The sequence below is a fragment of the uncultured Mobiluncus sp. genome, from assembly GCF_947087965.1.
Classification (GTDB): domain Bacteria; phylum Actinomycetota; class Actinomycetes; order Actinomycetales; family Actinomycetaceae; genus Mobiluncus.
Window position 1 is genome coordinate 101,105 of sequence record NZ_CAMUES010000006.1, and the last position, 19,533, is coordinate 120,637.

Annotated in this window: 22 protein-coding genes; 13 read left to right on the forward strand and 9 right to left on the reverse strand. The window is 57.9% G+C overall.

What is annotated here, in order from left to right:
• Positions 1-15 precede the first annotated feature (15 nt).
• Together Q0V70_RS07405 and Q0V70_RS07410 are read left to right on the forward strand one after the other, a co-directional pair.
• On the forward strand, positions 16-867 hold the full coding sequence (locus Q0V70_RS07405; RefSeq protein ID WP_295027532.1) for an SDR family oxidoreductase: 852 nt from the start codon (positions 16-18) through the stop codon (positions 865-867).
• A gap of 151 nt (positions 868-1,018) precedes the next feature.
• Positions 1,019-2,449: an FAD-dependent oxidoreductase gene (locus tag Q0V70_RS07410; protein WP_297590227.1), complete on the forward strand. Its 1,431-nt coding sequence runs from the start codon at positions 1,019-1,021 to the stop codon at positions 2,447-2,449.
• A gap of 4 nt (positions 2,450-2,453) precedes the next feature.
• On the opposite strand, the gene Q0V70_RS07415 is transcribed toward Q0V70_RS07410, so the two are convergent.
• A complete protein-coding gene (locus tag Q0V70_RS07415; protein ID WP_297590230.1) occupies positions 2,454-2,972 on the reverse strand; it encodes a YbjN domain-containing protein in 519 nt (172 codons plus the stop codon).
• Positions 2,973-3,117: 145 nt separating this feature from the next.
• On the opposite strand from Q0V70_RS07415, the gene Q0V70_RS07420 reads away from it, so the two are divergent.
• Together Q0V70_RS07420 and Q0V70_RS07425 are read left to right on the forward strand one after the other, a co-directional pair.
• Positions 3,118-4,413 (forward strand): site-specific DNA-methyltransferase, encoded by a 1,296-nt coding sequence (locus tag Q0V70_RS07420; RefSeq protein ID WP_297590233.1) that lies wholly within the window; start codon positions 3,118-3,120, stop codon positions 4,411-4,413.
• Entirely contained in the window at positions 4,410-5,300 is an 891-nt protein-coding gene (locus Q0V70_RS07425) for an HNH endonuclease family protein (protein ID WP_297590236.1), read from the forward strand. The genes Q0V70_RS07420 and Q0V70_RS07425 overlap by 4 nt, the downstream gene beginning before the upstream one ends.
• Before the next feature lie 104 nt (positions 5,301-5,404).
• Here Q0V70_RS07425 and Q0V70_RS07430 read toward each other — a convergent pair whose 3' ends face one another.
• The 5 genes from Q0V70_RS07430 to Q0V70_RS07450 all read right to left on the reverse strand — a co-directional run bounded on the left by Q0V70_RS07430 (position 5,405) and on the right by Q0V70_RS07450 (position 9,049).
• Positions 5,405-6,547, reverse strand: a complete 1,143-nt coding sequence (locus Q0V70_RS07430; protein WP_297590239.1) for an ABC transporter ATP-binding protein — start codon at positions 6,545-6,547, stop codon at positions 5,405-5,407.
• Complete coding sequence (locus tag Q0V70_RS07435) at positions 6,544-7,371, reverse strand: ABC transporter permease (protein ID WP_297590242.1); 828 nt, start codon at positions 7,369-7,371, stop codon at positions 6,544-6,546. The genes Q0V70_RS07430 and Q0V70_RS07435 overlap by 4 nt, the downstream gene beginning before the upstream one ends.
• Positions 7,372-7,380: 9 nt before the next feature.
• Entirely contained in the window at positions 7,381-8,190 is an 810-nt protein-coding gene (modA, locus tag Q0V70_RS07440; RefSeq protein ID WP_297590245.1) for a molybdate ABC transporter substrate-binding protein, read from the reverse strand.
• 87 nt (positions 8,191-8,277) lie between these two features.
• Positions 8,278-8,673 carry a molybdopterin-binding protein gene (locus tag Q0V70_RS07445; protein WP_297590249.1) on the reverse strand — a complete coding sequence of 132 codons (396 nt, stop codon included), beginning with the start codon at positions 8,671-8,673 and terminating at the stop codon, positions 8,278-8,280.
• Between the two features lie 97 nt (positions 8,674-8,770).
• Entirely contained in the window at positions 8,771-9,049 is a 279-nt protein-coding gene (locus tag Q0V70_RS07450) for a DUF6457 domain-containing protein (RefSeq protein ID WP_297590251.1), read from the reverse strand.
• Positions 9,050-9,224: 175 nt separating this feature from the next.
• Between Q0V70_RS07450 and moaA the strand changes: the two genes are divergently transcribed.
• From moaA to glp, 4 genes are read left to right on the forward strand one after another with little or no spacing between them, the layout of a single operon-like run.
• Complete coding sequence (moaA, locus tag Q0V70_RS07455; RefSeq protein WP_297590254.1) at positions 9,225-10,313, forward strand: GTP 3',8-cyclase MoaA; 1,089 nt, start codon at positions 9,225-9,227, stop codon at positions 10,311-10,313.
• 38 nt (positions 10,314-10,351) lie between these two features.
• Positions 10,352-10,600, forward strand: a complete 249-nt coding sequence (locus Q0V70_RS07460) for a MoaD/ThiS family protein (protein ID WP_282921376.1) — start codon at positions 10,352-10,354, stop codon at positions 10,598-10,600.
• Between the two features lie 42 nt (positions 10,601-10,642).
• Positions 10,643-11,872 carry a ThiF family adenylyltransferase gene (locus Q0V70_RS07465; protein ID WP_297590257.1) on the forward strand — a complete coding sequence of 410 codons (1,230 nt, stop codon included), beginning with the start codon at positions 10,643-10,645 and terminating at the stop codon, positions 11,870-11,872.
• Complete coding sequence (glp, locus tag Q0V70_RS07470) at positions 11,869-13,125, forward strand: gephyrin-like molybdotransferase Glp (RefSeq protein WP_297590261.1); 1,257 nt, start codon at positions 11,869-11,871, stop codon at positions 13,123-13,125. The genes Q0V70_RS07465 and glp overlap by 4 nt, the downstream gene beginning before the upstream one ends.
• A 29-nt stretch (positions 13,126-13,154) precedes the next feature.
• On the opposite strand, the gene tatC is transcribed toward glp, so the two are convergent.
• Genes tatC through Q0V70_RS07485 form a run of 3 tightly spaced genes read right to left on the reverse strand, consistent with a single transcriptional unit; the run spans position 13,155 to position 14,653 of the window.
• Positions 13,155-13,922: a twin-arginine translocase subunit TatC gene (gene tatC, locus Q0V70_RS07475; RefSeq protein WP_297590263.1), complete on the reverse strand. Its 768-nt coding sequence runs from the start codon at positions 13,920-13,922 to the stop codon at positions 13,155-13,157.
• An 8-nt stretch (positions 13,923-13,930) separates the two neighbouring features.
• Entirely contained in the window at positions 13,931-14,194 is a 264-nt protein-coding gene (locus Q0V70_RS07480; protein WP_297590264.1) for a twin-arginine translocase TatA/TatE family subunit, read from the reverse strand.
• Positions 14,195-14,239: 45 nt separating this feature from the next.
• Complete coding sequence (locus Q0V70_RS07485; protein WP_297590266.1) at positions 14,240-14,653, reverse strand: translocase; 414 nt, start codon at positions 14,651-14,653, stop codon at positions 14,240-14,242.
• A gap of 98 nt (positions 14,654-14,751) precedes the next feature.
• Between Q0V70_RS07485 and moaC the strand changes: the two genes are divergently transcribed.
• From moaC to Q0V70_RS07510, 5 genes are all read left to right on the forward strand, one after another.
• On the forward strand, positions 14,752-15,234 hold the full coding sequence (gene moaC, locus Q0V70_RS07490; RefSeq protein ID WP_297590268.1) for a cyclic pyranopterin monophosphate synthase MoaC: 483 nt from the start codon (positions 14,752-14,754) through the stop codon (positions 15,232-15,234).
• Positions 15,231-15,758, forward strand: a complete 528-nt coding sequence (locus tag Q0V70_RS07495) for a MogA/MoaB family molybdenum cofactor biosynthesis protein (protein WP_297590270.1) — start codon at positions 15,231-15,233, stop codon at positions 15,756-15,758. Before moaC ends, Q0V70_RS07495 begins: the two co-directional genes overlap by 4 nt.
• A gap of 111 nt (positions 15,759-15,869) precedes the next feature.
• Complete coding sequence (locus Q0V70_RS07500; RefSeq protein WP_297590370.1) at positions 15,870-16,763, forward strand: transporter substrate-binding domain-containing protein; 894 nt, start codon at positions 15,870-15,872, stop codon at positions 16,761-16,763.
• Positions 16,764-16,850: 87 nt separating this feature from the next.
• Positions 16,851-17,747, forward strand: coding sequence for a transporter substrate-binding domain-containing protein (locus Q0V70_RS07505; RefSeq protein WP_366126865.1), 897 nt, complete (start codon positions 16,851-16,853; stop codon positions 17,745-17,747).
• Positions 17,748-17,785: 38 nt separating this feature from the next.
• Positions 17,786-19,429, forward strand: a complete 1,644-nt coding sequence (locus Q0V70_RS07510) for a methyl-accepting chemotaxis protein (RefSeq protein WP_366126867.1) — start codon at positions 17,786-17,788, stop codon at positions 19,427-19,429.
• Positions 19,430-19,533 lie beyond the last annotated feature (104 nt).

Genomic DNA, 19,533 nt, shown 5'->3' on the forward strand with positions numbered 1-19,533 from the left:
AAAGGTGACCGAAAGATGAGCATCACACCCGGACCCGTAAAGCCGTCCCAAGAGACTCTTGACCCCCAAAGTTTCGGAATTACAGTTCCCGAAACGCGCCCGGCCCGCCAGCCGGGACGAGTGCTGGTGACCGGGGCTTCTACCGGAATCGGGTGGGAAACCGTGAAACAGCTGTGTTCCTGCGGGTGGGAGGTGTTGGCGACCGCCCGGCGCGCCGAAAGGCTGGCCGCACTGGCTTATGAGACGGGCTGCGCGGCTTTTGCCGCTGACCTGACCATTCCTGAGCACGTCCAGGCGCTGTTCGAGTGGGCGACCGCCGAGGGCCAGGTCGTGGACGCGGTGGTCAACAATGCCGGGGGCGCGCGCGGCACCGACACCGTAATGGAGGCAAAGCTGGAGCGGTGGAAAACCATGTACAGCATCAACGTTTTGTCCTCCCTGCAGGTCACCCAGGCTTTCCTGCCGCAAATGTTGGCTCACGGGGGTGGGGATTTGGTGTTCGTCACCTCGACTGCCGGTCACGAGACGTACCCAGGCGGGGCGGGCTATACCGCCGCCAAACACGCCGAGGCGATGTTGCCCGAGACGCTGCGCCTGGAGCTGGTGGGCCAGCCGATTCGGATTATCGAGATTATGCCGGGATTGGTGCAAACCCCGGAGTTTTCCTTGTCGCGCTTGGAGGACAAGGCTGCGGCGGAGGGCGTTTATGCCGGGGTGGATTATCCGCTGGTGGGGGCCGATATTGCCCAAGCTATTGTGTGGACCTTGAACTTGCCGGCGCACGTGAATATCGACCAGCTGAAAATCAAGCCTGTGGAACAAGCCACCAGCACGATCAAAGTCCGCCTGGAAAAACCGGCTAGGTGAACCATGGCGCGGATAGTTGTTATAGGCGCCGGTTGGCGTGCCGACAGGGAGCGTAGCGAGTGTGTGTCGGCGCGTGGTGGTGTGGAGCCGGTGAAAAAACGTTGCGGGGCAACGTTTTCGGCGGAACTCCTGAAAAGAAAAGGATATTAGGATGGCCCGGATTGTTGTCATAGGAGCCGGAATGGCCGGCCACTCCACAGCCCTCGGCTTAAAACATCGTCTAAAAGACGACCACGATGTCATCGTCATCAGCCCCGGCTCGGCTTGGACGAATCCTGATGTCATGGCCCAGATTGCCTCCGGCCTGCAGCCGGTGCATCGGCAAGCTGTCCCGCTCGGTCCGCTTTACCGGCGCAAAGGTATTATTTTTCATCAAGGCATGGCTACCGCGGTTTACCCCAAAGGCTACCGGAACGACCCGCGTCCCCAGGTCCAACTAACTTTTACCGGCTCGCACTTGGAGGGTCAAGTCGCGCGGGTGCCTTACGATTACCTGGTCATTGCCACCGGACACGATATCGATCGAGTAGCGGGCATCCCCGCGGAAGCGACCACGGTGCCGACCTGTGTCTTGGACCGCCTGGACAGTGCCATCGCAGGGGAAGCGGAACTGCGCAGACTGCTGTTTGAAATGCAGGATTCCCCGGTGGGAGGCAAACCGAAAGTCATTGCTATCGGTCGTTCCGCTCGCGGCATGGGCGGTTTTTACGGCGCGCTGGAATATGCCCTGTGTGTGGACGAGGTACTGCGGGCTGCTTTCCTGCGCTCCCGGGTGGAACTGCACTTTTTCGACGCGGGACGACCGTGGATGTACGGCCACACCGATAACCCGAAGATGGAAGAAGACATGCAGACCGCCCTGGTGCATCTCATCGATACACACCGCCTGATTTTGCATAAAGATATGCGTCTGGCCTCGATCAATGGGCGGAGAGTCAGGTTTATTCCGGTACACGGCGAGGGCCAGCCCGGAGAGATGGAATGTGATTTGGTGGCGGTGGAAGCGGCGCGGGTCCTCACGCCCTTGGCGGTGCATGACGCGAACGGAGCTGATTTGCGCCAGGATCTGTATGACGGCTGGGGGCGGCTGCGGGTGGATGCAAAGACCCAGCAAAACGCTTCCGGTCAGGTAGTGACGGTGCTGCCGCGAACTTTCCGCAATCCCACGTATCGCAATATTTTCGGGATTGGTTCGGCTATCGCGATGGACACCCGCGAACTCAACGCGGATAGTGATTCTGTCCCGGCACCTGTCCCGATGCAGACTCGTGACATGGCTCACTTGATGAGCCGCCAGGTTACGGATTTGATTATTGAGGAACTGACCGGCCAGAGAAACAAAGTGTTGCCCGAAACCTTGGAAGAAATCGAATCAGTGTTGAGTTTGTGTTGGGATTACGGGTTGATTTCCTCGCGGGGTTTCTATGCGGAGCTGACCTACCCAAAGAAAGGCAAAGATGCTACGCAGCAGGTGCTGCGGGTGCGCCACGGTTTAGGTCCCTATTGGTCGGTGCGGATGGAGCGTTTCTTGGAACGTTACCGTGCCAAAGGCTGCGTCTTGTGGTGGTTGCTGCCCACGTAAGAGCCTATTCGGAATCTTCGTCCGGTTCCGGCATCGCGTTGGGGAGCTGCTCGGCCAGATGCTCAAAGAAATCCTCGCTGGATTCCAAGGCGCAGCGTACCTGTTCGTCCAGCTGTGCGTCTGTTAAGCCGGTACGCCAGCTGATGGGCAGTTCCGTATGCACGTAGACTTCGCGATCCTCGGTCACTCGCGCGTAGGCTTTCGGCCAGTAATAATCCGTGTTCCAGCGGTTACAAATGGAGTTAATCAGGATGAAATCGTCCAGTTCCGGTTCTCCGCGCCAAGTGCCGCGCACGCAGAGAATAGTGTCTTTTTCCCCGGTTACTTGAAAGTAATAGATACCGTTTTGCCAAGCCCCGCCCACGTCGCCATCGTGGTTGACCTGGTAACTCCAGTTGTGTCCTTCCAAGACTTTCTTAACCCGGTCACGGGTCAGGTTGGGCAACCTATTGACGGAAGAAGGCACGTTGTCGAACGGTGATTCAAAGGGGTTATCGAACAGATCCCCGCTGCCCTCACTCATGACCCGTTTCCTCCCGCTTGGCTGTGAATTCCATTTTAGCCGATTGCGCCATACCCTGCCGTGGAATTTCTCTGGGGGTGAAAGCGCGGCTTTCCCTCCGGAAGTGGCGGGTTATTGCCGGCTGAGCCGCCCACAGTAGGATGGGATGGTGCAGGAAAAACCCCCGGAACTGGCTTTGACGTGGCGCGGAAAACACGAAGTAACACTGGCCACGCCCCGGCTCTACGTCCGAGCCGAGCACTATCATGAAACGCACGGGGGCGAAGTTGTGACTTCGCAGAGCGAAAACCGCCTCTATGCCGGGGAAAACCTGCAGGTCATGAGCGGATTGTTGCCCCAATATGAGGGCAGCGTCGACTGCATCTATATCGATCCACCGTTTAACTCCGGGGTGGATTATGTACAACAGATTCGGACGCACCACCGGGGTGGCCCGAAACACACCATCGCTGTGAAACAGTACGGCGACCGCTGGCAAACTGCGGACTACCTGCAAAATTTGTACGAGAGGCTGACCGTACTACGGCGATTTTTGTCGCCAACAGGAACGATCTTTGTCCACTGTGATTGGCATTCCTCCGCCGCTCTGCGCCTGGTCCTAGATGAGGTGTTTGGGGCAAGTAACCTGGTCAACGAGATTGTGTGGGCTTACGCTTCGGGCGGAGGGTCGCGGCGGGCTTTCGGCCACAAACACGACACCATCCTGTTTTACGCCCGCGACCGGCGCAGCTACTTTTTCGACCCCGACGCGGTGCGGGTGGCGTATAACGCGACTATAGCTCCGAAACGCCGCGAACTGTTCAACCCGCACGGTATGGTCGCCCCCGATGTTTGGCAGATCTCCCGGCCGCCGAATCATTCCGAGACTTGGGTGGGGTATCCGACCCAAAAGCCGGTGGAAGTCATGCAACGCGCCATAGCCGCGGCGTGCCCGCCGGGGGGACTGGTGATGGACTGTTTCGCCGGATCCGGCTCTACTCTGGTGGCGGCAGCCCAGCTGGGACGGCGTTTCCTGGGGATAGAGCGCAATAGTTTGGGGGTGCATTTGGCTCGGCGGCGCCTGGCGCGAGACGGAGTCAGCTTTGAGGTGTGGCGAGATTCCGCGTCCTGGAGTGCCAACCGAATCGTGCCGAGCTTGGAGTCATTGGGCCGAGAAATCGAAACCCGCCTCGCGGAGCTGAGTGCCGCCGTGGAAAAGAGTACTGTCGAGGACGAAACGACCGTCCAATCCGACAAACCGGACTGGACGGAGCTGGTAGATTGGGTGGCCCTAGACCCGGATTTTGCCGGTTTTCCCGCCGGCGTTTTCACGCCTCAGTCCGTGGTGGCACCGTCACGAGACACTGTCGTTGATTTTGCCGCCCTCGGTGAGAACCCTCGTGGGGTGGGGCTGGTGGCAGATGTGACCGGGCAAGATTACTTCGTTAGGCTGGACGCATGAGCAATAAGGACAAAACTGGTCAGGGCGCCACACCGGAGGAAAACCGCGGTCTGGAACCGGAAACTCCGCAGGTAGCACCGTGGGACGGGTGGTTTGGCAAGAGTTCAAACCGTAACCAGCGGGGACGCAATTTGGCTCTAGCGGCGTTCGCTGTGGTGGCCGTGACCGGTTTGGGCACCCAGTTCGTTGGGGACGACGGCTGGTTCTTCGGGCTCATCGGCGGTGACCAGACCCATTCCGTCAGTCAATCCGGGAACGCCGGGGCACAGACTCCTGACGCCGCCGCCGGAAAAACTGCAGGAGCCCTCGCCAGGGACGTGTTGGACACTTTGGCAGTGCGCGACAAAGATCCTTTCCGGGGCTTTGACCGTGAGCAGCTGTTCGGCAAAGGGTGGCTGGACCTCGATGGCGACGATTGCAATACGCGCAACGAAGTGTTGGCTCGCGACCTAGAGAACGTCCAATATCGGGCGGCTACGAACACCACTCCCGCTCGCTGCGTGGTACAAAGTGGGGTCTTGCACGATAAATACACCGGGGAAACCATTGATTTCAAGCGGTCTCAGGAGACCTCCGACGCGGTCCAGATTGACCACGTGGTGGCGTTGGGTAACGTGTGGCGTACCGGCGGACAGCAGCTCAGCCAACCGGAACGCGAAGCCATCGCCAACGACCCGCTGAACTTGGAAGCAGTAAAAGGTCAGGTCAATCAGGATAAACAATCCCAGGATGCGTCCGAATGGCTGCCGCCCGCGCGCGATTATCGCTGCGCATACGTGGCACGTCAGATTGCGGTGAAAGCGAAATACGGGCTGTGGGTGACCCCGGCAGAGAAACAGGCCATGACGGGGGTGCTGAAGGGGTGTCCCCGGGAGCCAATTCCATAGGTATCAAATTGGAATCGGTGATTATAGGGGGAGAATAGCCGGGTAGCTGCCAATAATGGCAGCTACCCGGCTATTCTCCCCTTATATTTACGGTTTATAAAAACCTAGCGCGGATACACCGTAATCTGAGTGGCTTTGACCTCGGCGAAAATGGGCGAACCGGGAGCCAGCTGCAGGGCGCTGACGGCTTGCGGAGTCAGGACGGCTTGAATGCTTTGCCCCCCGTCCAGCTCCAAACTGATCCACTGCACCGCGCCGCGCGGCGTGATGTCCGTGACGCGCGCCTGCCAGGTGTTGCGCGGAGAGCCGGAAACAGCAGTCTGGAACAGAGCCACAGATTGCGGAGCAAAAGCGGTGAGAGCTGGGGTTTGGGGGCCGGGATGATTCTTGCCTTGCCACAGTCCCGTCAGTTTCACTACGCCGACATCAATGGTGGCGACTTCGCCGGATTCCTCGATGACCCCGGAAAGCAGGTTCATGCCGGACAGGTTTTCCAGGAACTTCGTGGCAGGCTGGCCCAGCATTTCTACCACCGTGCCTTCCCCAATCAAATGGCCGTTTTCGATGGCGACCACATGGTCGGCCAACATCCATACGTCGAGCGGGTCGTGGGTCACAAAAATCACGGTCGGCCGCGGCTCTTGACGCAACCGTTTCGACAGTACTTCCCGCAGTTTGGCGGCAGTCTCAACGTCAAGGGCGGAAAACGGTTCATCCAACAGTACGACTTGCGGGTGTGTCGCCAGGGCTCGCGCAATCGCCACGCGCTGCGACTGCCCGCCGGACAGAGCCGTGGCGGGACGATCCGCCAGTTCCAAAGCGCCCACCGCCGCTAACTCCTGGCGCGCGATGCGCCGGGCTTCCTCCCGTGACCGATGCCGGGCTCGCGGTCCAAACGCCACGTTTTCCAACACGCTCAAGTGTGGAAACAGCAGGGGTTTTTGGGTCAGCATCGCAACAGGACGCTGATGTGGTGGCAGAGAACGGGAGGCATCGGCAAACACCGTATCCCCACTGCGGATCTCTCCTGAATCGGGGGCCAACAGCCCGGAAATCATCCCCAGAATTGTAGACTTCCCGGCCCCGTTCGGTCCGACGATGGCGGTAATGAGTCCCGCCGGAAAAGCACACTTCACCGTAACGTTGCGTTCCTTGATGCCTGCTTTCACCAGGACTTCACTTCCGGCCGTGGTGGTAGCGGTGGGGAATTCCGCGGGATTTGCCGCCGTATCGGGGCGAGTTTTCACTGGTCATCACCACTTTCCGGTTGTGTCGTGAGCTGTTTAGTGCGGCGGGTGGTAAAGATAGCCGACAATCCCATCATGGTGGCCGCCAACAGCACCAGCACTACGGACAGTGCCAAAGCCAGGTCGGAGTCGTCCTCGCGCAACAGGTAGATAGCCTGGGGGAGGGTCCGGGTCACCCCTTGCAGAGAGCCCGCGAAAGTCAGGGTGGCCCCGAATTCGCCCAAAGCGCGGGCAAAAGCCATGGTGGCACCCCCGACTATGGCAGGGCTCAGCAAAGGTAGCGTGACGCGGCGCAACACATAGGTCGGAGATGCCCCCAAAGTCGCCGCAATCCGCTCGTAACCGGAATCAAAAGTGCGCAACGCTGACTCCAGGGACACCACGTAGTAAGGCATGGCCACGAACGTTTGCCCCAGTACCACGGCTATGGTGGTGAACCCAATCTCGATACCGGCCAAGGACAGGTACTGTCCCACTACGCCGCGGCGCCCCAGCGTCACCAAGAGCGCTAAACCGGCTACGACCGGGGGTAACACCATAGGCAGGACCGCGAAAGTGCGCCACACGTAAGCCCAAAATCCCTCGGTGCGCGAAATCAGCAGCGCCAGGGGCGTCCCCAGAATCAACACCAGCACCAGCGACACCAGGCAGGTGCGCAGGCTCAACAGCAGGGCGTCGCGGGATTCGTCGCGGGTCAGGATTTCCACCAGACGGGTCCACGGCACTCGCACCATGAGCCCGACAATAGGCAAAACGACCAACAGCAAGGCTATCCCCGCCGGCAGATACAGCCAGCGGGGAAAGCCGTGGTTATTAGCGTTCAACGCGAACCCTTACTCAGTGGGTCTCATGAACCCGTACTTGGCAAAGACCTTTTGTGCCGCGTCGGACAACACGTAGTCCACGAAGGCTTTCGCGGCCGCATCGTTGCCGTTGTCGGCAGCCATCTTGGTGACCACAATCGGGTAGGCATTGACCACGGTGTCAGAGCCGGGAATATCGATGGTGTCCACCGCGTCCTTTTCCGCCAGCGCATCGGTCTGGTACACCACGCCCGCGTCAGCTTCGCCGCTGACGACCTTACCCATCACATCCTTGACCGAAGTCTCCTCGGACACAGCCTGACCGGTGAAACCGACCTTTTGCGCCAACTCACGGTAGGCGTTGCCGCAGGGAACCCCCTCGGCACAAATGACCAGTTTCTTGCCGGTGAGGGAGTCGTCCAGCCCGGTGACCCCAGCCGGGTTACCTTTCGGTACCGCCAAGGTCAGGGTATTGTTCACAAAAATGCTCGGTTCGCCGGCATTCAGACCCGCGTCGGTGGCTTTCTTCATATTCTTTTCGTCAGCGGAGGCGAACACGTCAGCTTTGGCACCGCCTTGCATCTGATCAAACAGGGAGGAGGAGCCGTCAAAGTTGAACTTTACAGTAATGTCGGGGTTATCCTTCTGGAAAGATGCGCCCAGCTCAGAGAAACTAGCCTTGAGGGAGGCGGCGGCGAATACCTGAATCATCTTGGCCTCGGCCGTTTCGCTCGGTTCTGAGTTCGCGGTGTTGGCGTTGTCCGGTGCACAAGCGGTGAGGCCGGTGGCGGCCAGGGCCAGGACGGCCAAGCCTGCTCCGAGACGCGCGAGTGTTTTCATGAGTTTTCCTTTCGCATAAGCCGGGTCGGCGGTTTTCCGTTGTCGACCGTTTCATTGTGGCGGCACAAGGGTGTCGTCAGGTTTTCCCTAAGATGCATCAATTACGACATTCGTGGCTTTGACCCGGGCGGTAGCGACCGCGCCGGGCACCAGTCCGAGTTCTTTCACCGACTCGGTGGAGATGAGGGACACCACGCGGAAAGGGCCGCATTGCAGTTCGACCTGGCTCATGACTGTGTCGGAAACGACTTTGGTGACCAGACCGCGGAAATGGTTGCGGGCTGAAATGAAACCCGTGGAATCCGCGTCACCAAAATCTTTGGCTTTGTCTTGAGCTAGTTTCGCCAGTTCAGCTCCGTCTACGACTTTGCGTCCCGCATTATCGGTTCCGGCGCTGAGATGACCGGCGTCTATCCACCGGCGTAGCGTATCATCGCTAACACCCAGTAAATTTGCTGCGTCCTTAATCCGTAACTGATACATATTTGCCACCCTATCTTAAATTTTGCGGACATTTTCTGATGTTAGACCAGTTTTTGCGGAAAACACCCACGCGTTGCTCAGGACATCAGCGAAAGTCTTAGTTTGCGGGGTACTTTGCTACTAAGGCACGAAGTTTTGCCACATTTTCGCCCGCTTGCGCAATGTCTCCACCCGCGGCAAACCCGACCAGGAAAGCCGTCAGCGGTGCTCCCGGACGGGACGGCCCGTGCGCGACATCGCTGATGAGGTTCAATAGTTCCTCTTGGACGGGGGCAATAGTCCATTCCGGTAGCTTGAGTTCCTGGCTAGCGGCTTGCAGCCATGCCGCCATTTTTGCCATTTTTTCCGGATCGTCTTTGCGTTTTTCTTCTGCCATGTCTGCTCCTCAATGAGTATGGTCAAAAATTAAGTGAGCCGATGGGCTCACTCCTTCAGCATAACGGATAGGCTCCATCAGGCGAGGACAAACCATAAATGCCTAGTGAACTGGAATAATATTTGAGACGCGATAGAATGGCGAGATATACCGAGGGCTGAGGAAGTAGGTAGGTTTGACTGAGACGCTGACACGAGTCAATCGTGTGGGGCAGGCAGCTGGGCTCGCGTCTCCCTGGGCTTTGTCGCTGCGAGACAGCTGGGGACGAACCGCGAGAGACTTGCGCTTGTCGGTGACCGATCGTTGTGATTTACGCTGTTCGTATTGCCTGCCGCGTGAGGGCGTCAAGTGGGTGTCGCGTCAGGAGCTGTTGGATTCCTCAGAAATTTTGCGTTTGGTGGGAATCGCGATTCACCGCCTAGGGATTACTCAGGTTCGCCTGACCGGCGGGGAGCCGCTGTTGCGCCCGGATTTGCTAGAGATTGCAGCGGGGATTACCCACACGTTTGCGGCCGCGGGGCGTGACCCCCAGGTGGCTCTCACCACCAACGCCCGCAGTTTGGCACCGCTGGCTCCGGCACTGCGGGCGGCGGGAGTTCGGCGCATCAACATTTCCCTCGATACCCTCAACCCTGCCCGTTTTGCAGAAATCACCGGGCGCGATGAACTCGCCTCGGCTTTGGAGGGTATTGACGCCGCGCTCTCCGCAGGTTTCCAGCCAATGAAAATGAATACGGTCATGTTGGACCAGGTCAGTTTGCGCGAGGCTCCGGATTTGCTGCGGTTTTGCCTGGAGCGGGGTATCGAGTGGCGCGCTATTGAATATATGCCCTTCGGCCCGCACACGGTCCGGGTTGGTTCCGCTGAGCAACTGGATTTTTCTAAACTGCGCCCGGCTTTAGAACGCGAATTTCGTTTGTCCCCGGTGCGCGAAAATATTGATATTCATGCCCCGGCAACCCGTTTTCAGGTGTTCGACTTAGCGGGCACAAAGCGCCTGGGGACGATGGGGTTGATTTCTTCGGTATCCGCGCCTTTCTGTGCAGACTGTAACCGAACCCGGCTTTCCCCGACCGGACTGGTGCGTCCCTGCCTGTTCTCTAACTTGAGCTGTGACCTGGGGGCGATGTTGCGCCGCGGTGCTAGCGATGACGAACTGGCGCAGGCTTGGGCGGCGGTAACCTGGGAAAAACCTTCCGGGCACGGCTTGGGTCAGCAGGACTTTCAATCTCCAACGATTCCAATGGCTCAGATTGGGGGGTAAAGATGCGGGATAGTGGCGATAACACGGTAGGTGTACAAGTGCGTTTTTTCGCGGCGGCCGCGGATGCGGCGGGCACCGATACGGCGACGGCACAAGTAGCGCGGGACGTGAGCGTGGCTGATGCGGCGGCTCAGGCGGGAGGAGATGGCCGCGAATTAAATCAGGTGCTTTCCATTTCGTCATACCTGGTGGGGGGTCTGCGCGAATCGGGCCAGAAACGCCTCGCGGACCTCGACGACCTCACCGACCTCACCATCGATGTATTACCTCCATTTGCCGGTGGCTAGTTAACATCCTCGCGTAGTTTTGGAATTAATTTAGGAGCATCTTTGGCAACCATACTGCAAGCGGATCTGACCGATGAGCCTTTGGACCCGACTCGGTTTGAAGCGAGCTTTACCGTGCCCGAAGCCGGGTGCCAGCTCGTGTTCATCGGCCGCGTGCGCAACCACGACCAGGGGCGTGGAGTGGAGGCTATCACCTACAGCGCTCACCCGGACGCCGCCCGTGAACTGCAACAGATTGCCGGTGAGGCCAGTACGGTTCCCGGCGTGCAGGAAATTGCGTTGCGCCATCGGGTGGGGCATCTGTCGGTCGGCGAGGTAGCTATTTTGGTCGGAGTTTCCGCCGCTCATCGGCAAGCTGCGTTTTCTACAGTGTCTTGGCTGGTCGATGCGGTCAAGGACCGGGTTCCCATCTGGAAGAAACAGGTTTTTTCCGAGGGAGACGCCGCCTGGTCAAACCTTGACGCAGACCTCCAAACCCGCAGCCGCTATGCCGCACATTGCGCGATTCCAGGTTTTGGAGCAACCGGTCAGGAGCGCGTCACGAGTGCAAAAGTCCTGGTGGTAGGTGCTGGCGGGTTGGGCTCGCCCATCATTGCGTACCTCGCTGCCGCCGGGGTCGGCCTGTCCACGGCGGGGGGAACCCTGGGGATTGCCGATGGCGACACGGTGAGTCTGAGCAACTTGGGACGCCAAGTCATTCACCCGTTTAACCACCAAGGTGAGCCGAAAACCGCTTCTGCTGCCGCCACTGTCCGAGCGCTGAATCCCGAGGTCAACGTCTGCGAGGAACCGGCGCTGGATGCTCAGAACGCCGCCGCGGTTATCGCCCAATACGACCTGGTGGTGGACGCCACCGACACGTTTGCCTCGAAATACCTGATTTCAGACACCTGCGCAAAGTTGGCGCGACCCCTGGTTTGGGGCTCCGCGGTCGGAGCAAACTTCGAGGTCAGCGTGTTTTCCCCGGAGGTTGGGACGTGTTTACGCACGCTCTATCCGACTCCGCCTCCGCCCGCAAGTACCCCGGACTCCACCACCGCGGGAATCCTCGGCCCCGTCTGTGGGCAAGCCGGGTCCCTGATGGCTACCGAGGTCCTGAAAATGGTCTCAGGTTGGGGCGAGCCCCTCATCGGACGCCTGGTCATTGGAGACGCCCGCATGGGCAAATGGAACGTGGTGGATTATTCGGCGCGTGCCGCCTCATCCCAAAACCCAAACTGTTACGAAACACTGTCCGGCAAGACTGGTGAACTCAAAGGAGAACAATCGTGAGTGAGACAGAAACACTGCTTGATTACCAGGAATTTTTGGCCCAGCTCCTGGAGGAAATAACTCCGCTGACACCGCGGGAACTGCCGGTGGGCGACACTTTGGGATTGACCCTGGCTGAGCCGGTCATTTCGCGTCTGTCGGTGCCGCCCTTTACGAACTCGGCGATGGACGGATTTGCTTTCAATAGTGCGGGGCTACCGGTTGACGGTTCCGTAACGTTGCCGGTGGCGGGCGACATTCCGGCGGGCACAGAACCGAGCGCCGAATGCCAACCGGGTCAGGCGTGGCGGATTATGACCGGCGCGAAAATGCCCTCGGGGGCGGACACCGTGGTGAAAGTGGAGGATACGAATCAACAGCCGGGTCCCGTTGAGCTGCCGGAAACGGTCACTATTCATCGTGTTCCCCGGGCCGGGGCGAATGTGCGCCAGGCCGGAGAGGACCTGCCGGCCGGCACCGAAGTTCTGGCTGCCGGCGAAGTCATGAGTCCGGGGGCGATTGCTTCGGCAATTTCAGGGGGCTACGCGACAGTTACGGCCTTCCCGCGGGTCCGGGTGGGAATTATCGCCACCGGTTCCGAGCTGGCAGGGGCGGGGGCTTTGCTGGAAGGGTCGATGATTCCAGATTCAAACTCGTCTCTGGCGGCGGCTTTGGCACGAGTGGCCCAAGCGGAGGTCAGTTTTGCGGGCCAATGCGGGGACGACGTGGCACAGTTCCGAGAAACCTTGCGCCGGGTGGCGGACATGAGCGACCTGGTCATCACTTCGGGCGGGGTTTCGGCCGGCGCTTATGAGGTGGTGAAACAGGGCGTTAGCGATTGGGGATTCCATTTCGCACGAGTTGCCCTGCAGCCGGGTAAACCTCAAGGTTACGGTTTCGTGGAGGCGAGCGGGGGGCGCCGAGTACCGGTACTGACCCTGCCGGGAAACCCGGTTTCGGTTTTCGTCTCGTGGCACCTGTTTGCACTGCCGGTACTGGCGAAGCTCGGTGGGCGTGATCCACAGCGGGTGCACGAGTGCCAGGAAGCGACCGTGGTGGAGGCATGGACCTCGCCGCGAGGCAAAGTCCAGGTAGTGCCGGTGCTCTTGACGCCGGGACAGCCAGGGCAAACCCCCACGGTGCAGCGCACCCACCCCTTGGGATCGAAGTCACACCTGGTGGCCTCGCTGCATAAAGCGAATGCCTTGATGCTGATAGACCGAGATGTCGAATCCGTGGCGCCGTGGTCGATTGTGAAAGTCCTCGAAATCTGACATCAGCGCGGCTTTGAGAGTTGCCGTGGTTACGGCTGCTTCCGGTTTCGGCGCCAATCGTGGAGCGCCGCGATGCCGACCGCCAGGAAATACAGTGCCAGCAGGGCTGAGGCCTGCAAAATGACGGGCCACGGGGTTGGTAGCGGGTTGGCGATAGCTGAGAAGATAAACGCCACCATTGTCGCCCAGCGCCAGCCTTTTAACATGGTGCAGGCGCCGAGTACCCCCAGGAAGTTCAGCATGACCAAAATTTCGGGAATCAGGAAAGAAATCCCGAACGCCAATACCAGGCGAATATAGAACTTGATATAGGCATCGGCCTGCAGCAGCATCGCTGAATCTGGGGGAGTGAATGAGGACAGAATCGACACGGCTCGCGGTGCGGTCCAGTCGCCGAATACCGCACCAGCGGCGAATAAAATGACTCCGGCCACGCCAAAAATCAGCATCCAGAACCGTTCCCGGCGGCGCAGACCGGGCCAGATGAAAGCCAAAATCTGAAAAATCCACCACGGCGAAGCAATCAGCACCCCCAACCACAGGGACACGCGGATTTTCAGGTCAAAGGCCGCGCCGATGGTCTGGAAGTTTAGGTTAGCCCCGGCGACGTCTTTCATGGGGGCGGTGATGTGTTCCAGTGCGATTTCATAGAGGAACCAGCCGCCAATCGTCGCCAAGGTGATGCCCACAAATGACCAGATGATACGTTTTCGCAGCTCAGCTAGGTGAGCAGTCACCGTCATGACGCCTTCTGAGTTGGCATCACGATTCCGGTCAGAGGGTTTCTCAGTGGGCACTTGAACTGTTACTTAGCGGCATCATTGCCTGGGGCCGGGTCAGTTTTAGAGGAATCGTTGGCGGAGTCATTCTTGCTCTCAATGGCTTTGCCGTCAGCCTTGGTGTCCTCGGTCAAATCGTTGAGCTCTTCTTTCAGGACTTTCGCGGATTTGCCCACGTTGCGAGCAATCTCCGGCAGTTTCGAGGCACCGAAAACCACGACCAAAATAATGATGACAGTAATCCACACCACAGGGCTTACGCTGAACAACATCACATGTGCCGGAACCATTAATCTCTCCTCTGTATAGGGCTAAATCAACACAAGTTTATCAGTTTACGCGGGCTTTTCTTGACGGGGTGCGGTGGGTGGCTCGGCCGGAGGTTCGTCAGGTTTGGGCTCGGTCGAGGGGTTGGGGTTATCCGGGGTTTTTTCCGGCACCAGGCCCGGGGTGGCGGCTTTCTCGATGCTGGTGGCCTGTTCCATCCACAACTGCATTTCTTCGGCCACCGCGTCTTTAATCATCTTGCGCGGGTCGTATTCGCGCGGATCAAAGTTTTTTAAATCTACGTTGAGGCCGGACTTGGTGAAATTCGCTTCTTCGCGCAGACGGGCGGACCACGCCCGCAGCCACTCGATCACTCCTTTGAACCACAGCAGAGCTTGGGCGGCGTGCTTCGGGCCGATGACGATGACGCCCACGACCAAAATGAGCAGCAGCTCCGAACCGCTGATCCCAAAAAATTCCACCTGACAATTCTAGTAAGGGAAACGATTTCCTGCATATATTAAAAGGGTCAGTTCAGAAAACTTGCCCCGAAATGGGGACGTTCCCAGAAAGACTTGTGATGGAAAATACCCTGCCCATGAACCACCTGAATGAACGCGGCGAGGCCCGAATGGTGGACGTCTCGGCGAAAAGTGAGACGTTGCGCGAAGCGCGGGCGCAAGCCACAGTCAGTGTATCGCCTCAGGTAGCCGCCGCTTTGCGGGATAATCGTGTCCCGAAAGGAGACGCCTTGGCGGTGGCGCGCATCGCCGGGATACAGGCCGTAAAACGCACCCCGGAACTGCTCCCGCTGGCCCACCCCTTGGGAATCGACTACGTAGCCCTGGACATCACCCAGGAGGGCGATGAGGTCATTTTGCGCTCCACGGTGAAATGCGTGGAGCGTACCGGGGTAGAGATGGAGGCCTTGACCGCGGTGACGGTGGGGGCGTTGGCGCTGGTAGACATGCTGAAAGGGGTGGACCGCCAGATTACCTTGCGCGAGGCCTTCGTGACCTACAAATCCGGAGGTCGTTCGGGGACGTGGGAGCGGGAATCATGAGCCACGCCGAACAGTCTTTGCCGCCACAGACACCGGCTTGTGTCATTACGGTTTCCGATTCCGTTTCTGCGGGCGTGAACTCGGATCGGTCCGGTCCGCTGGCGGTGGAATTACTGGCGGGCCTCGGATTTGCGGTGAGTGGACCGGTGGTTGTTCCGGACGGAGTTGACTCCGTTCACGAGGCCGTGTCGGCGGCGTGTCGTAGCGGGGCGCGGTTGGTCTTTACCACGGGAGGGACGGGGATTAGCCCGCGTGACCTCACTCCCGAAGCTGTTGAGGGCCTGGTGGAAGCCCGTTTGAGCGGAGTGGAGGCCGCGTTGCTGGAACGTAACCGACAGGCTACCCCCCTGGGTATGCTGTCTCGTCCCGTAGTGGGGATATCCACGCGGGCAGCGGGGGCCGCGCTAGTGGTGTGTGCCCCCGGTTCTCCGGGCGCGGTGCGTGACACAGTAGAGGTCCTCACTCCGGTGCTGGGTCATGTCCTGGCAATTTTGGACCGGGATGCTTTCACGTCAGCAGAGTGAATTTTTCAGCGAACATTCAGCCAGGTAGGAGTACAATTCTGGGTGCTTTGGTTAGTACAACCCTGGTTAAATATCGTAGATTCGTCCTAGAGCAGGAGGCAGTTGGCTGACATGAAAACCACGATGAGGTTGGTTGGGGCAGCGTGTGTAGCAATGACGGCAGTGGCGCTTTCGTCATGTGCGTTAGCAGGAAAATCGGAGGCGATGCAGTCTTACGATTTTAATTCCATCAAACCCGATCCGGTTATCGCGGCGATGGTGCCGCAGGAAAATCGGGAAACGTTGCGGGTTGCTATGGAACTGCATTATTCCCCGGCGGAATTTCTCGATGACGCCAATCAGCCGGTGGGCTATGAGGTCGACGTCTTAAAAGCTCTCGCTAAGGTAATGGGCATCAAAGAAGTGCAATTCATCGACGAAGATTTTGACTCCATCATTCCCAAGGTAAACGAGGGCACCGATGATTTGGGCATGGCCGCTTTGACGTTGAATAAAGAGCGGCTCCGCCAGGGAAATATGGTGTCCTATGTTGAGGCAGGTTACAGCTATGCAACCCAGCGAGATAACCCGAAGGAATTTGACCCGGTCTCGCCTTGTGGATTTAGCGTGGCGGCACAGTCGGACACCACGCAGGCCGACACCTTGCAGGCGGCCAGCGATCAGTGCGTGTCAATCGGTAAGCCGTCGGTCACTATCATTACTGAGCCAGATCAGGACAAATTGATTTCCCAGGTCGACCAGGGAAGCATTGATGCCATCATCGGGGAAACACCCATTTTGGCCTATAACCAGGCAAAATACCAGAATTTTGAGATGTTCGGGGAGTCCTTCGAGAATGCTCCGCAGGGTCCTTTCATCGCGAAAGACAATCCTGAGCTGGCCAAAGCCATTCAAGCCGGTCTGCAAAAGATGATGGATACGGGAATGCTTGCGGATGTGCTGTCTCCCTGGGGTGAAGAGACTATAGCGTTGCACTATGCCACGCTAAACCCGCCGATTGCCTGAAATCCCCTTCGATTTTTTCTCTCTGGGTTACCATAGAACAGTAGAGTTATCGGCGATGCCCCTTTTCAGGGGAGGAAAGCAATGACAATGAAGCTCATAGTGAGGGTATTCTCGGCGGCAGCGGGTGCCGCTTTGTTGGGAGCAACACTTGCTTCCTGTTCCGGCTCGACTAGCTCAGCGGAAGTGAAATCTTATAACTTCAATTCCATCAAACCGGATGCTGAAATCGTGGCGATGGTACCGCAGGCGAACCGGGATACGCTGCGGGTCGCGATGGATATTCCCTATTCTCCCGCCGAGTTCTTCGATGACAACAATCAGCCGGTCGGCTACGAAGTCGATGTCTTAAAAGCCTTGTCGAAGCTGATGGGCGTGTCGGAACTGAAAATTGCCGATGAAGAATTTGACGCAATTATTCCCAAGGTTAACGATGGCACCTATGACATCGTCATGGCATCCATGACTCTCAACAAGACCCGGATGGACCAGACCAATATGGTTGCCTACATTAAGGCGGGTTACATCTATGGCACCCAGGCGGGCAACCCCAATAATTTCGATCCCGCCAACTCTTGCGGATTGAAAGTCGCCACCCAGGCAGACACCACGCAGGCCGAAATTTTGCAGGCGGCCAGCGATTCTTGTGTGAAAGCTGGAAAACCGGCGATACAGATTGTTTCTGATGCCGACCAAGATAAGTTGGTGCAACAGGTTGCGGAAGGAACCTTGGATGCCGTCATCGGGGAGAGCCCGATTATGGCTTACGCCGAGTCGAGGAATCCGAAGTTCGCCACTATCGGTGAGGCTTTCCAGGTGGCGCCGCAGGGCCCGGTCACTGCGAAAGACAATCCTGAGCTGGCCAAAGCCATTCAAGCCGGTCTCCAAAAGATGATGGATACGGGAATGCTAAAAGATGTACTTGCGCCCTGGGGCGAGGAATTCATCGCGCTCAACTACGCAACCTTAAATCCGCCGATTGCTTAATTTTCTTCAGGGAGGAAATGAAAATGCGTTTTTCAACAATGATTAAATTCACCATGAGCGTGGTGCTGGCGCTGGCAGTTTTGGGCGTAGTCGCCCAAATTGGCACTATCGCCACGACAGGTCAGGTCAATCGGGCTCAAGACGAATCCAACCGGCGTAATAACGGGATTGCCTACATAGAGAATGCCCGAACGAATATGGCGGATAATGCGCGAGTCTTTGTAATTTCCGGCCTGGAAGAAGCCATGATGGATTACTTCAACCAGGTCTATGTGAATCGCGATATAGAGTACGGGGCTAGCCTCATCGCCGACAACGGCGGCACGGAAGATGAAAACAAGCTGGTGCAGCAGTCCTCGGAAGCGGGAAAAATCACCCAAGAAACGGAGATTCACGCCATGGCTTTGGCTGCTTTGAGTCGCGAAGCTGACTTTAGCGCTCTGCCCAGCGATTTGGAAAACTTCCAATTCTCGCCTGAGGAATTGGCTATGGATGCGGAGGCACAGCTGCAAACAGCCTCGGACCTGGTGTTTGGAGAAACCTACTCCAACTCGTACAAGTCCGTGATGTCTCCTTTGAATATGTTGAATCAGCTGGAAACCGGGGCTGCCAATGCGGCCGATACGCAAATGGGTCGAGCCGCCTCCTTGCAAAAGGTCACCATCTATATTTTGATTGCGATATTCATTGTTTTGGCAGTGACGGTGTTGCTGTTCTTGCTCGCCGCGTTACGCACTGTCCGTCTGCCTTTGTCTCGGCATACTGAGGCTTTGCAGAATCATGATCAGTATGATTTGAGTTTCCGGTTGCGTGATGATACGGGTGTGCCGGAGATTCGGGATTTGGCTAAGGCTTTCAATGGGCAAAATGACCAGGTTAACGAGCTGATTGGGGAAGTTAGCGGAACGTCCAAGGGCTTGCATGAACATGCGGGTAATTTGGCGAACACGGCTGCTGAGTTGGATGAGACCGCTCAGGATACGCGGGCTCGGGCAGCGGGGGCTGCTGACCAGGCGCAGTTGTTGGCTACGAATATGGATACTTTGAGTGCGGCGATGGAAGAAATGCAGGCGGCGATTCGTCAGATTTCTGAGTCGGCTACTTCGGCTTCGCAGATTTCCGAGGAGGCGGTTGAGTCTGTGGGTTCGGCGACGAAGGTTATTGATACGTTGGGTGAGTCTTCGCAGTCTATTGGGGAGATTACGAATTCGATTACTTCGATTGCGGAACAGACAAATCTCTTGGCGCTCAATGCGACTATTGAGGCGGCTCGTGCGGGTGATGCCGGGAAGGGCTTCGCGGTGGTTGCTGGTGAGGTTAAGGATTTGGCTGCGCAGACGGCGGTGGCTACGGCGGATATTTCTGAGCGGGTCAGTTCTATTCAGGAAGACTCCACTAAGGCGGCTGAGGCTATTACTCAGATTAGTGAGATTATTGCGCGGATTAATGATTCTCAGCAGACGATTGCTTCGGCGGTTGAGGAACAGACGGCGACGACGAATGAGATGTTTGGGGTGGTTCGTGGGGCTGCGCAGACGACTCAGGATATTGTGGGTTCGATTGAGACGGTTTCGGCTACGGCCGAGAAGTCTGCGGAGGGGGCTCGTACCACTTTGGAGGCTGGTCAGGCAGTTGCTGATTCTTCCAGCCAACTAAGCAAACTCGTCTCCCGCTACCACTAGCGCAACCCGAGTGTTCTCCCGGATTAGCTACTGAAAATTTACCTGGAATTAACTTTCAATTCCGCTATATTCAGGTCGGATAGCTGTTATTGTTTGTATATTCA